Here is a 13,479-nt window from a genome sequence, read left to right as displayed (position 1 = left end):
GCCCCTTGCACGCCGGCCGACCCACGTCGATCATGGGGAGCAGCGGGTGTTCCGCTGTCCGGTCCAACCTGCTCCTGCCGGGCGATCTCCGGTTTCCGTTGATCTCGCCGTCTGTGGTTGGTTGGACACGCTAAGCGTAAGAATGCCTTCTACAGCACGACTGGAGCCCGACTGAAGTGATCTTCAAGCTCCAGGTGGCCCACAGGCGAAGGACAGATCGGTGACGCACGGCGAGGAACCCCTGCGGTTCGAGGTTCTCGGCCTTCTCCGAGTCGTTCGCGCAGGTCAAGAGGTGGATCTCGGTGCTGCGAAGCAGCGGGCCGTCCTCGCGGTGCTGCTGCTGGCGCGCAACAGCCCGGTGAGCCGCGGGCAGATCATCGAGGCCGTCTGGGGCGACAACGTGCCGTCGAGCGCGGTGAATTTGGTCCAGACCTATGTCGCGGGGTTGCGCCGGGCGCTGGAGCCCGCCCGCGCCCGCCGCGCTCCCGCCGAGCTGCTGACCTCCGTGGGCGACGGCTACCTGATGCGCGTCGAGCCCGGTGCTCTGGACCTCGACGTGTTCGAACGCCAAGTGCTGCTCGCGAACCGGATGCGCGCGGCAGGGGACCTCGCCGGAGCCGCGGTCGAGCTGGACGACGCGCTGGCGCTGTTCCGCGCCGAGCCGCTGGGTGGCGTCTCCGGTCTCTTCGCCGACGTCGAACGCGGTCGTCTCGTGGAACGCCGGCTGGCGGTCCTGGAGGAACGCGCCGAACTGGGCCTCGCGATCGGGCAGGGCCCCGAGCTGGTCTCGCAGCTGAGCGCGTTGGTCGTCGAACACCCGTTGCGCGAACGCGGTCACGGGCTGCTGATGCGGGCGCTGGTCCAGGCGGGCCGGCAGGCCGAGGCGCTGGCGGCCTACCGCGAAGCCCGCCGCGTGCTCATCGACGAGCTCGGTGTCGAGCCCGGTCCCGAGCTGCGCCGGGTGCACCAGGCCGTGCTGGCGGGGGACAGCCCCGAACCGGAACGAGCGCCGGTCCGCGTGCCGCAGCAGGCCACCCCGGCGGAACCCGCGCCGAGGACGATCCCGGCGCAGCTCCCGCGCGCACCCGTCGCGCTGGTCGGCCGCACCGCCGAGCTGGCGTGCATGGACGCCGTGCTGCGCGACCACGACGGCCCGGTGCTGCTGGTGACCGGTCCGGCGGGCGTGGGCAAGACCGCCCTGGCGCTGCACTGGGCGCACCGGGTGCGCGAGGAGTTCCCGGACGGCCAGCTCTACGTCGACGTGCACGGCTACGACCCGAACCGGGAGCCGCTGGAGATCGGCGAGGTCCTCAACCGGTTCCTGCGCGCGCTGGGCGTCCCGGCCGGTGACACGCCCGTCTCGGTGGACGAGCGCTCGGCGTTGCTGCGGACGTTGCTCGCGGACCGCCGCATGCTCGTGATGCTCGACAACGTCCGCAGCTCCGCCGACCTGCTGCCGCTGCTGCCGGGCGCGCCCTCGTGCGTCGTGGTGACGTCGCGCCGCCGCCTGGTCGGTCTCGTCGCGCAGGTCGAGGCGAAGCTCATCGAGCTGGACATGCTCGACCCCGACGCCGCCGTCGACGTGCTGGGCCGCATCGCCGGCCGCTCGGACGTCGAGGCCCACGCGCTGCGCCAGCTCGCCGCCCTGTGCGACGGCCTGCCGCTCGCGTTGCGGATCGCCGCCGCCCGGCTCGCCGTGTCCCCGAGGCTCGCCGTCGCCGAGCTGGTCGAGGAGCTGCAGGACGAGCACGGCAGGCTGGCCGCGCTCGGTCTGGAGGACGGCGAGGGCACCGTGCGGGCCGCCCTGGACGCTTCCCGCCGCGCGTTGCCCGCCGTGCCGTCGCGGCTGCTGGCCATCATCGGCCTGCACCCCGGCGCGGACCTGACCCCGCACGTCGTGGCGGCGATGGGCGACGTCCCGCTGGTCGAGGCCCAACGCGCGCTGGACGCCCTGACGGCCGCGAACCTGCTGTCGCTCAGCGAACCCGGCCGCCACGTCGCCCACGACATCGTCCGCGTCTACACCAAGACGCTGGCGGGGGAGCTGTCCGAACCGGAACGCCGTGCCGCCACCGGCCGCATGCTCGACTACTACCTGCACTGCTCGGACCTGGCCGACGGCCTGCTCCCGATCAACCGCGGCAGCGTCCTCGTGGCGCCCGAGCACCGCCCCGCCCACGTGCCGGCGCTGTCCGGCGCCGCGGACGCGATGGCGTGGTTCGACGCCGAGCGCGCCAACCTGATCGCCGCCACCGAGCACGCGTCGGCGTCCGGCTGGCACGTCCACGCCTGGCAGCTGCCGTACACGTTGTCGCGGTACCTGTGGCTGCGGACCGAGCGCGAGACCTCCCTGCGCATCACCGAAGCCGCGCTGCAGGCCGCGACAGCGCTGAACGACGACGACGCGCGGTTCGTCATGCAGTTCAACCTGGGCGTGGCCCTGCTGCAGTCCGAACGCTTCGACGAGGCCCTGGAAGCCCAGCGCGGTGCCCTGGAAGTGGCCCGCCGCAAGGAGGACGTGCACCAGCAGGCCCGAGCGCTCACCACGGTCGCCGGCACCCTCCAGGACCTGGGGCGGGCCGAGGAGGCCGAGGCGCACTACCGCGAGGCCATGGAGATCTCGCGGGTCGCCGGGTCGAAGTGGGCCGAGGCCAACGCCCACCACCACCTCGGCCTGCTGTACCTGACGACGCAACGCTTCGACGACGCGATGCCGTGGCTGCACGTCGCTCTGCGGATGTACCACGAGGTCGGCGAGCAGTGCGGCGAGGCGGCGTGCCACGTGGACCTCTCCACGGCCCTGCTGGAGACGGGCGACATGGAGGGCGCGCTGTCGTCGGCCAGGATGGCGTTGGCGGTGGCATGCGACGCCGTGTCGCCGTACCACCAGGCGTTGGCGCACGACCGGCTGGCGGCGGTGTTCGACCGGCTCGGTGCCGCGGGGGCGGCGGCCCACTGGCAGCGGGCGCTGGCCCTGTTCACCGAGCTGGGCGCGCCGGAGGCCGACGGTGTGCGGGCCCGGCTGGCCAGGACCCGAGCCGTGTCGGTGGGGTGAGGGCGTCCCTGGCCGGGGACTGCGTGATCGTCCGATGCCGGACGTGGGGCCTCAGGACGACCGTGGTGGTCGTGGCGGAGTGGGCCCTTGAGGTTGTCGGGGTGGAGATCGGCCACTGGTGCGGCAACGCCCGGTGGGGTGAGGGCGTCCCTGGCCGGGGGATTTCGTGATCGTCCGATGCCGGGGTGGGGCTCCAGGGCGACCGTGGTGGTCGTGGCGGAGTGGGCCCTTGAGGTTGTCGGGGTGGAGATCGGCCACCGGTGCGGCAGGCCGGTGGGGTGAGGGCGTCCCTGGCCGGGGACTGCGTGATCGTCCGATGCCGGACGTGGGGCCTCAGGACGACCGTGGTGGTCATGGCGGAGTGGACCCCTGAGGCGGTCGAAGCGGAGATCGGCCGGTGCGGCAACGCCCGGTGCGGCGGGCGGCGGCCGGACGGCCCGGTGCCGTCGCGGGCCGGGCGGGTGATCCACCGCACCTCCCGGAAACCCGGCGGCACCGGCTCATGACATGTGCGAGCATGCCACTCGTGGCGCGCCTCGGTTCCGGAATTCCCCTGGTCGCGCGCGACCGCGAGCTGAACCGGTTGCGCGCCGCGCTGGCGCAGGCCGGGCGCGGCACCGCGGGGGCGGTGCTGCTCGCCGGTGACGCGGGCGTGGGCAAGACGAGGCTGGTCGAGGAGCTGGCGGCGAGCGCCGACGACACCCTCGTCCTCATGGGACGGTGCCTGGACGCGGGCGAGACCGGTCTGCCGTACCTGCCGTTCGCCGAGGCGCTCAGCCCTCTCGAGGACACGGCGAACTGGCCGGCGCTCGCGATGATGCTGCCCCAGCTCGCGCTGCCCGCCGAACGCGAGCCCGGCACCGGCGGCATGATCGCGCCGAGCCTCACCCCCGGCCGCAGGCCGGAGCAGGACGTGGGGCAGCTCCAGCTGTTCGACGCGGTGCTCGGGCTGCTCGGCGACCTCGCCGAACGGCAGCGCGTGCTGCTGGTCGTGGAGGACCTGCACTGGGCCGACGCCTCGACCCGGTACCTGCTGTCGTTCCTGTTGTCCCGCTTGCGTTCCCAGCGCCTGCTGGTCGTCGGCACCTACCGCGCGGACGACCTGCACCGCAGCCATCCGCTGCGCCCCCTGCTCTCCGAGCTGGTCCGGCTGCCCGCCGTCGACCGCCTCGACCTCTCGCCGTTCAGCGCGGCGGACGCGCGCCGGTTCGTCGAAGCGCTGTCCGACGACCTGCCGCAGGACGTGGTCCGGCAGGTCGCGGAACGGTCGGAGGGCAACGCGTTCTTCGCCGAGGAACTGATCGCGGTGGCGACGTGCGACGACAGGTCGCTGCCCTCCGCGCTCGCCGACGTGCTCCTCAGCCGCGTGGAACGGCTGAGCCCCGAGGCCCAGCACGTCGTCCGGGTCGCCTCGGTGCGGGGCCGCCGGGTGCGGCACGACCGGCTGCGCGAGGTCGCGGGCATGGCGGACGTCGCGCTCGACACGGCGTTGCGCGAGCTGGTCCAGCACCACCTGCTAGTCGTGGACGACAACGAGGTCTACATGTTCCGCCACGCGCTGCTGCGCGAAGCGGTGTACGGCGACCTGCTGCCCGGCGAACGGGTGCGGGTGCACGCCGCCTACGCCCGGCACCTGGCGGAGCACCTCGACGAGCGCGGCGCCGCCGCGGCACTGGCCCACCACGCCTTCCAGAGCCACGACCTGGCGCAGGCGCTGACGGCGTCGATCAAGGCGGCCAAGGAGTCCGAACGGGCGGGCGCGCCCGCGGAGTCGTTGGAGCACCTGGAGAAAGCGCTCAACCTGTGGAACGCCGTCGCGCCGGCGGACCGTCCGTCCGATGTGGACGAGTACGTGCTGCTGAGGCGGGCGTCGTGGGTCGCGGGCACGGCCGGGCAGCCGGAACGAGCCGTGGCGTTCGGCCGCAGCGCCAAGGACGCGCTCGACGGCCAGTCGCCGGAGGAGCAGGCGGAGGTGCTGCTCCGGCTCTCGCAGGCGCTGGCGGTCCTCGACGGCAACGAACGCGAGCACCAGGAGGTGATGACCGGGGCGTGGGAGCTGGTGCGCGACCGGGACCCGAGTCCCACCAGGGCCCGCACGCTGGCCGGCATGGCGTCGATGCTGCGCCAGCAGAGGAAGCACGCGCAGGCCAGGGACTTCGCCGAGCAGGCCATCGCGGACGGCCGCCGGGCGAACGCGCCCGGTGCCGTCGCGGACGCGCTGGGCACGCTCGGCATCCTCGACGACCACGCGGGCCGGCACGACGAGGCGAGGACGCACTTCGAGCGGGCGATCGAGAGCGCGCGCGAGGTCGGGGCGGTCAACACCGAACTGCGCGCCTGGTACTACTTCGGCCTGATGTACTACGACTCGGGCGAGCTGGCCGAAGCCGCCCGCGTCTACACCCTCGCGGGCGAGCGCGCCCAGGAGACCGGCCTGACCTGGAGCACGTTCGGCCTGGAGATCCGCATCCTGCAGGTGCTCGTGCACTACTACTGCGGCGACTGGTCCGCCGCGGAGTGGGCGAGCGAACCGCCCGGCATGTCCGTGTCCTCCACGGTCCACGCGCGTCTCGCCGCCGCGGGCACGCACCTCACGGTCTCGCGCGGCGACCTGGCCGAGTCCGAACGCGTGATCACCAAGCTGCGCCACGACTGGCACCGCGACATCCAGATCGCACTGATCACCGGCGGCACCGGCGGTGAGCTCGCGCTGTGGCGCGGCCGGCCGGAGCTCGCCGTCGAACGGGTCGCGGACGCGCTGGCGTGGACGGGCAAGCTCGGCGGGCCGTGGGTGCTCGCGGACATCCGGATCGGCGCGGTCGGCGTCGCCGGGTACGCCGACCTCGCGGCCAAGGCCCGCCGCAAACGCGACGCGGAGGCCGAGCAGCGCGCCGTCGAGTCCGGCCGCGAGCTGGCCGAGCACGTCAGGCTCACCGCGAAGAACGGCGTCCCGCGCTCCGGCGAGCTCGGACCGGAGGGCAGGGCGTGGCTCGCCCGCGCGCTCGCCGAGGAGTCCCGGCTGACCGGTGCCGGAGACCCGGAGCTGTGGCGGGCCGCCGTCGACGGGTTCGGCTACGGCCTGGTCTTCGAGCAGGCGCTGTGCCGGTGGCGGCTCGCGGAGGCGTTGCTCGGGGCGGATCGCCGCGACGAGGCCGCCGAGCAGCTCCGCCTGGCCGGTGAGGTGGCGACCGGGCTGGGCGCCAAGCCGCTCGCGGAGGCCGTCGCGGCGTGCGCCAAGCGGGCCCGGATCGCCCTCAGGGCGGACGAACCCGTGCGGGAGCGGGCCGACCTCTTCACCCCGCGCGAACGGGCGGTGCTCGGGCTGGTGGCCGCCGGGCGCACGAACCGCGAGGTCGGCGAGGAGCTCTACATCAGCGAGAAGACGGTCTCCGTGCACCTTTCCCGGATCATGGCGAAGCTGGGCGCGTCCCGGCGGGCGGAGGCGGTGGCCATCGCGTACGACCGGGGTCTGCTGGAATAGCGCCGGTTGTCATACCTCAGGCTGATGCGCGACGCGTCGCCGAGTTGATGTCCGCGCACCCGGCGGACTCCTAGCTTCTTCCTCAGCAAGGAACATCCCCTGTGAGGAAGGCAAGCGACATGTCTGCACTGGTGTCCGATGTCGGAGCCGTCGGCACTACCGCCGCGACAGCCCACAACCTGGTGAAGGTCTACGGCAAGGGCGACACCGCGGTGAGGGCGCTGGACGGCATCAACGTCGCGTTCCAGGCCGGACGGTTCACCGCGATCATGGGCCCGTCCGGGTCCGGCAAGTCCACCCTGATGCACTGCCTCGCGGGACTCGACACCGTGGACAGCGGAGCCATCCACATCGGACAGACCGAGATCACCAAGCTCAGCGACAAGGACCTCACCAAGCTGCGCCGCGACCGCGTCGGCTTCGTGTTCCAGGCCTTCAACCTGCTGCCGACGCTGACCGCCGAGCAGAACATCCTGCTGGGTCTCGAGCTCGCCGGCCGCAAGCCCGACAAGCAGTGGTTCGACACGATCGTCGACGTCCTCGGACTGCGCGACCGCCTCACCCACCGCCCGACCGAGCTGTCCGGCGGCCAGCAGCAGCGCGTGGCCTGTGCCCGCGCCCTCGTCGCCCGGCCCGAGGTGATCTTCGCCGACGAGCCGACCGGCAACCTGGACTCCCGCAGCGGCGCCGAGGTCCTCGACTTCCTGCGCATGTCGGTCCGCAAGCTGGGCCAGACCGTGATCATGGTGACGCACGACCCGGTGGCCGCGAGCTACGCCGACCGCGTGGTGCTGCTCGCCGACGGCCGCCTCGCCGGCGAGATCCACCAGCCCACCACCGAGTCCGTCGTGAACGCCCTCACGCACCTGGGGGCGTGAGGTAGATGCTGAAGACCATCCTCGCGGGCCTGCGGGCCCGCACGGCGAGGCTGGTGCTGTCCAGCATCGCCATCGCGCTCGGCGTCGCGTTCGTGACGGGCACGCTGGTGCTCGGCGACGCCGTCGAGGCGCAGACCAGGGACAACTTCGCCCGCAGCGCCCGCAACGTCGACGCCGCGGTGCACCTGTCGGAGAACAGCCCGGACCGCGACAACGGCATCCCCGCCGAGTTCGTGCAGAAGATCCGCTCGACGCGGGGCGTGGCCGGCGCGGACGCCCGCGAGTTCGGCAGCGCGGCGCTGCTCGGCAGTGACGGCAAGGCGCGCAACGCGATGGTGCAGCCGCTGCCGACGACCGAGAAGCTGCGCGACTTCAACCTGAAGGACGGCAAGTTCCCGGTCAAGGCCGACGAGGCCGCGATCGACGTCAAGACGGCGCAGGTCGCGAAGATCAAAGTCGGGGACCGGCTCAAGCTGCTCGACGAGGAGAACGCCGAGCGCGCGTTCACCGTCGTCGGCACCTACCAGCAGGGTACGAGCAAGATCTCGACGTCCGGCATCGACCACGTCGTGGTGTCGCCGGAGGGCCTGCGCACGGTCATCCCCAAGCAGCACGTCTACGAGATCGTGGCCGTTGCCCAGGACGGCGTGTCCCAGCAGCAACTCGTCGACAACATCAAGGCCGCCATCGGCACCGGCTACGCGGTGCAGACCGGTGAGCAGCTCACGCAGGAGACGCTCGCGCAGGTCGGCGACGCCGCCGGCGAGATCAGGACCTTCCTGCTCGCGTTCGCCGCGATCTCGCTCATCGTGGCGGGCCTGGTCATCTACAACACCTTCACGATCCTCGTCGCCCAGCGCACGAAGGAGCTCGCGCTGCTGCGCTGCGTCGGAGCGGACCGCGGCCAGGTGTTCCGCAGCGTGCTCGCCGAAGCGGTCTTCATGGGCCTCGCGGCGTCCGTGCTGGGCATCCTCGGCGGACTCGGCGTCTCGGCGGGCCTGCAGGGCCTCATCAGCACGGTGGGCGGCCCCAGCGGGGACGACGTCGAGATCCGCCTGCCGATCTCGTGGGTGACGATCGCCGCCGGCTTCGGCGTCGGTGTCGTCGTGACGGTGCTTTCGGCCGTGCTGCCGGCACGCCGCGCCACGAAGGTCGCCCCGGTGGCCGCCCTGCGCTCGCAGCCGGACAGCCAGGACGACGTGGCCCGCACCGGCAAGGTCCGGATCGTCCTCGCGACGCTGATCGCGCTGGTCGGCGGCGCCGCGGGCTACTTCGGCCTGCAGCAGGAGAAGGAAGAACCCGCGCTGTTCATCACCGGTGGCGCCACGATGGTGCTGCTGCTCGCGGTGCTGTTCCTCGGCCCTCTCTACGTGGGTCCGATCAACCGGCTGTTCGGCAAGGCGCTGCGCGGCGTCCCGGCCAGGCTGGCCTCGGCCAACGCGGGCCGCAACCCCAAGCGCACCGCCGCCACCACCGCGGCGCTGATGATCGGCGTGACCATCGTCGCGATGGTCACGGTCGTGGCGGGCAGTGGCCGCGAGACGATGAACCAGCAGGTCGACAAGCGGTTCCCGGCCGACTACGAGATCACCTCGAACGTCTACAGCCAGCCGCTGACCCAGAAGCTCGCCGACGAGATCGCCAAGGTGGACGACGTCGCGAAGATCGCGCCGGAGCTCTCCGCGTCCACCGAGTCGCCGCAGCTCGAGTACGCCTACGTGACCGGCTACCCGGCCGACGCGATCGGCTCGCTGGTCCGCGCGGAGACGACCACCGGGCCTCTCGGCGCCGTGAAGGACGGCGAGATCGCGATGCGCGAGAAGGACGCCAAGAAGGCGGGCCTCTCGGTCGGGTCGACGGTGCAGCTCGGCGGCAAGGACTTCAAGGTCGTCTCGCTGCTCAAGGACGACGGCTTCGGCACGGGCATCGTGACGCTCGGCTCCGCTCAGGGGCTGGCGGTGGACGGGCCGAAGGGCTACCAGAAGCTGCTGGTGAAGCTCGCGCCCGGCACCGACATCACGGCGGCCCGCGCCAACCTGGAGCGCGCCATCGCCTCGTCGCCGGTCGCGGTGCTGAACTCCGCGGCGGAGACCAAGGCCGAGCTGAACGCGCAGATCGACCAGGTCCTGCTGTTCATCTGGGCGCTCGTCGGACTGGCGCTGGTCATCGCCCTGTTCGGCATCGCGAACACGCTCACGCTGTCGGTGCTGGAGCGGACCCGCGAGTCGGCCCTGCTGCGGGCGCTCGGCCTCACCAGAGGCCAGTTGCGCCAGATGCTGGTGGTCGAGTCGATCCTGATGGCGCTGATCGGCGCGGTCGTGGGGGTGGTGCTCGGCGCCGGGTTCGGGTGGCTGCTGGTCGAGGCGATCTCCAACGCGGAGTTCCGGATCAGCTTCTCCGTCCCGTTCGGCCAGATCGGGATCATGCTCGGGCTGGCCGTGGTCGCGGCCGTCCTCGCGGCGGCCCTCCCCGCTCGCCGGGCGGCCAGGAACTCCGTGGTCGCGGGCATGGCGGAGGCGTAGGACACCCCGTCCGCCCCTCGCTGTCGGGGGCGGGGCCGGACGGGTTCGGGCGTGCGGAACAGGGGCCGCACGACCGGGGGATCGGCGGAGGTCCGGTGCTGTCGGGGCACCGGGCCTCCGCTGTGCGCGCGGTGGGTCCGGCGTCCGGCGGACCCACCTGAAAAAATTTCGGGGACACGCGTCATCTTCTGCGCGAAACCCCCTCTACCTGGGGTGGGGGACGACCGGAGCGAGGGCCCGGTCGTCCCTCTTCGTCGTTCCCGCCGGTGGCCGGGGCCGGTCCGGTTGAGACGCTCACCGATCGGGCGAAGGTTTTTGTTGCCTACCTCGACAAAGTTACGGAACGATGTCGACCGCTTGACACCCGCGCCTCGCCGGTTGAGTGTGAGAGCGCTCTCACCACAGTTAGCTGCGCCACACCGGCGCCGTCGAGGAGGACGGATGAGCACAAGGCTGGTCGGCAGCGTCGCTGCGACCCTCGTGATGGTTCTGGCTGCCGGGTGCGGCGGGAGTTCCGGGGCCGACGGCAAGATCGAGCTGTCGCTGGGCCTCTTCTCCGACTTCGGGTACGACAAGCTCATCGAGGAGTACCAGGCCTCGCACCCGAACCTCAAGATCGAGCAGCGCAAGGTCAAGATGGAGCAGCACAACACGCAGCTCGCGACCCAGCTCGCGGGTGGCCGTGGCGCCGCGGACATCGTCGCTCTCGAAGAGGGCGTGGTCTCGCAGTTCCGCGCCTCCAAGGACAAGTTCGTGAACCTCGCCGAGTACGGGGCGAAGGACCTGAAGGACCAGTGGGCGGCCTGGAAGTGGAACCAGGGCACCGCCGACGGCGGTGAGTTCGTGCTGGGGCTGGGCACGGACATGGGCAGCCTCGGGCTCTGCTACCGCCGCGACCTGTTCGAGGCGGCCAAGCTGCCGACGGACCGCGAGGCCGTCGCGAAGCTGTGGCCGACCTGGGCCGACTACGCGAAGGTCGCGGACCAGTTCACGGCCGCCACGCCGAACGTGAAGTTCGTCGACACCGGCCGCAACGTCTACAAGGCCATCCTCGACCAGACCGAGGAGGGCTACTTCGCGAAGGACGACTCGTACATCGCGGAGAAGAACGACAAGGTCAAGACGGCCTTCGAGACGGCGGCGGCGCTGGGCGTCAAGCAGCAGACCGGTGCCCTCGAACCGTTCAGCCAGGAGTGGAACGTCGCGCTGAAGCAGGGCTCGTTCGCCACCACCACCTGCCCGGCCTGGGCGCTCGCGCTGATCAAGGCGGGTGCCGGCGACGCGGCGGCCGGGAAGTGGGACGTGACGACGGCGCCCGGTGGCGGCGGCAACTGGGGCGGCTCGTTCCTCGCGATCCCGAAGCAGGGCAAGCACCCCAAGGAGGCCTACGAGCTGGCCAAGTGGCTGACGGCGCCCGAGCAGCAGAAGCGGATCTTCAAGGAGACCGGCAACCTGCCGAGCCAGCCGAAGGTCTACCAGGACGCCGAGGTGCAGGCGACGGTCAACGAGTACTTCAACTCCGCTCCGGTGGGCAAGATCTTCGCCACCTCCGCCGAGTCGCTCAAGCCGACCTACCGCGGCACGAAGGACTCGAAGGTCGGACCGGTGTTCGCCACCGCGCTGACCCGCGTCGAGCAGGGCAAGCAGTCCACCGCCGAGGCCTGGACGCAGGCGCTCAAGGAAGCGACGGACGCCGCCAAGTGACGGCTGTCCGCACGGAGACCGAGGCGGCCCCGGCCGTCTCGGTCTCGTCCTCCAAGGAACCGAAGCGCTTCAGGCTGAGCCACTGGGACGCCAAGTACACGCCGTACCTGATCATCGCGCCGTTCTTCGTGGTGTTCGGGATCTTCGGGCTCTACCCGTTGCTGTACACGGCGTGGGTGTCGCTGCACGAGTGGCAGCTGATCGACGGCAACCAGGGATTCGTCGGTCTCGCCAACTACGCCGAGCTGTTCGGCGACCCGAAGTTCTGGAACGCGCTGGTCAACACGCTCAGCCTGTTCGTGCTCTCGACGGTGCCGCAGCTGCTCGCGGCACTGGGCCTCGCGGCACTGCTCGACCGCGGCCTGCGCGGGAGCGCGTTCTGGCGCGCCGGTGTGCTGCTGCCCAACGTCATCTCGGTCGCCGCGGTGGCACTGGTGTTCGCGCAGTTCTTCGGCCGCGACTTCGGCATCGTGAACTTCCTGCTGGGTCTCGTCGGCATCGACCCGGTCGACTGGCGCGCGGAGACGTGGGCCTCGCACCTCGCGGTGTCCACGATGGTGATGTGGCGCTGGACCGGCTACAACGCGCTGCTCTACTTGGCGGCCATGCAGTCGGTGCCCAGGGACATGTACGAGTCGGCCACTTTGGACGGTGCGTCGCGCTGGCGCATGTTCTGGTCGATCACCGTGCCGTCGATCCGCCCGACGATCCTGTTCACCGTCGTCACGTCGACCATCGGTGGTCTGCAGCTGTTCGCCGAGCCCGCGCTGTTCGACCCCGGGTTCGCCGCGAACAACTCGACCGGCGGCTCCGACCGGCAGTTCCAGACGCTGGTGCTCTACATGTACGAGAAGGGCTTCCGGTTGTTCGACGCCGGGTACGCGGCCACGGTCGCGTGGATGCTGTTCGTGGTCGTCCTGCTGGTCGCGATCGTCAACTTCACGCTGACGCGGCGCATCGCGGGCAAGGAGTGATCGCTCGATGAAGAACGCCAAGGCAGGACCGCTGCTCTACGGGTTCCTGGTCGCCGTGCTCGCGGCGTCGATCTTCCCGCTGTACTACTCGTTCATCGTGGCGTCGAAGGACAACTCCGTCCTCGGCGACAGGGTCCCGCCGCTGGTCCCCGGTGGCAACCTGGTCGAGAACGTCACCCGCGTCTTCGACACCGTCGACTTCTGGCTCGCCATGCAGAACTCCTTCGTGGTGGCCTCGACCGTGGCGATCTCGAACGTCGTGCTGGGCACGCTCGCGGGCTTCGCGTTCGCGCGGCTGCGGTTCCGGGGACGCGACTCGCTGTTCCTGGTCGTGCTCGGGACCGCGATGGTGCCGACGCAGCTCGGCGTGATCCCGCTGTACATGCTGATGTCGGACCTCGACTGGTACGGCACGCTGCAGGCGGTCATCGTGCCGGTGCTGATCGGGTCGTTCGCCGTGTTCTGGATGCGCCAGGCCTGCGAGGAGACCGTGCCGTACGAGCTGATCGAGGCGGCGCGCGTCGACGGGTGCTCGGTGCTGCGGACGTTCTGGCACGTCGGTTTCCCCGCGGTGCGGCCGCAGGCGGCGGTGCTGGGCATGTTCACGTTCATGACCTCGTGGAACGACTTCTTCTGGCCGTTGATCGTGTTGGACCCCAACGACAGCCCGACCGTCCAGGTGGCGCTGTCGACGCTGGCCAGCGGCTACTACACCGACTACTCGCTGATGCTCGCCGGCGCCACGCTGGCGGTGCTGCCGGTGATCGCGATCTTCGTCCTGCTGTCCCGCCAGATCGTCGGCGGCATCATGCAGGGCGCCGTCAAGGGATGACACACAGCAGCGACCAAGCCACGAGGGAAGTGA

The 13,479-nt window shown here is 71.2% G+C and carries 8 protein-coding genes; all 8 read left to right on the top strand.

All coding sequences use genetic code 11. The annotated features are described in order from the left end of the window. Positions 1 to 292 precede the first annotated feature (292 nt). Positions 293 to 3,055, top strand: a complete 2,763-nt coding sequence (locus BMW88_RS10740) for an AfsR/SARP family transcriptional regulator (protein WP_245777697.1) — start codon at positions 293 to 295, stop codon at positions 3,053 to 3,055. Positions 3,056 to 3,408: 353 nt separating this feature from the next. After that, positions 3,409 to 3,561 carry a hypothetical protein gene (locus BMW88_RS10735; protein ID WP_177221040.1) on the top strand — a complete coding sequence of 51 codons (153 nt, stop codon included), beginning with the start codon at positions 3,409 to 3,411 and terminating at the stop codon, positions 3,559 to 3,561. An 11-nt stretch (positions 3,562 to 3,572) separates the two neighbouring features. Beyond that, positions 3,573 to 6,536 carry a helix-turn-helix transcriptional regulator gene (locus BMW88_RS10730; RefSeq protein WP_089950493.1) on the top strand — a complete coding sequence of 988 codons (2,964 nt, stop codon included), beginning with the start codon at positions 3,573 to 3,575 and terminating at the stop codon, positions 6,534 to 6,536. A gap of 119 nt (positions 6,537 to 6,655) precedes the next feature. After that, a complete protein-coding gene (locus tag BMW88_RS10725; RefSeq protein WP_089950492.1) occupies positions 6,656 to 7,414 on the top strand; it encodes an ABC transporter ATP-binding protein in 759 nt (252 codons plus the stop codon). A gap of 5 nt (positions 7,415 to 7,419) precedes the next feature. Continuing rightward, positions 7,420 to 9,936, top strand: a complete 2,517-nt coding sequence (locus BMW88_RS10720; RefSeq protein ID WP_089950491.1) for an ABC transporter permease — start codon at positions 7,420 to 7,422, stop codon at positions 9,934 to 9,936. Positions 9,937 to 10,377: 441 nt separating this feature from the next. Continuing rightward, positions 10,378 to 11,640 carry an ABC transporter substrate-binding protein gene (locus tag BMW88_RS10715; protein WP_089950490.1) on the top strand — a complete coding sequence of 421 codons (1,263 nt, stop codon included), beginning with the start codon at positions 10,378 to 10,380 and terminating at the stop codon, positions 11,638 to 11,640. 74 nt (positions 11,641 to 11,714) lie between these two features. Continuing rightward, positions 11,715 to 12,614, top strand: coding sequence for a carbohydrate ABC transporter permease (locus BMW88_RS10710; protein WP_342715051.1), 900 nt, complete (start codon positions 11,715 to 11,717; stop codon positions 12,612 to 12,614). Between the two features lie 7 nt (positions 12,615 to 12,621). Next, on the top strand, positions 12,622 to 13,446 hold the full coding sequence (locus BMW88_RS10705; protein WP_089950489.1) for a carbohydrate ABC transporter permease: 825 nt from the start codon (positions 12,622 to 12,624) through the stop codon (positions 13,444 to 13,446). Positions 13,447 to 13,479: the final 33 nt, after the last annotated feature.

Source organism: Lentzea xinjiangensis, from assembly GCF_900110955.1.
GTDB lineage: Bacteria > Actinomycetota > Actinomycetes > Mycobacteriales > Pseudonocardiaceae > Lentzea > Lentzea xinjiangensis.
The sequence above is the reverse complement of the archived record's forward strand: the minus strand, read 5'-3'. Positions and strand labels throughout refer to the sequence as shown.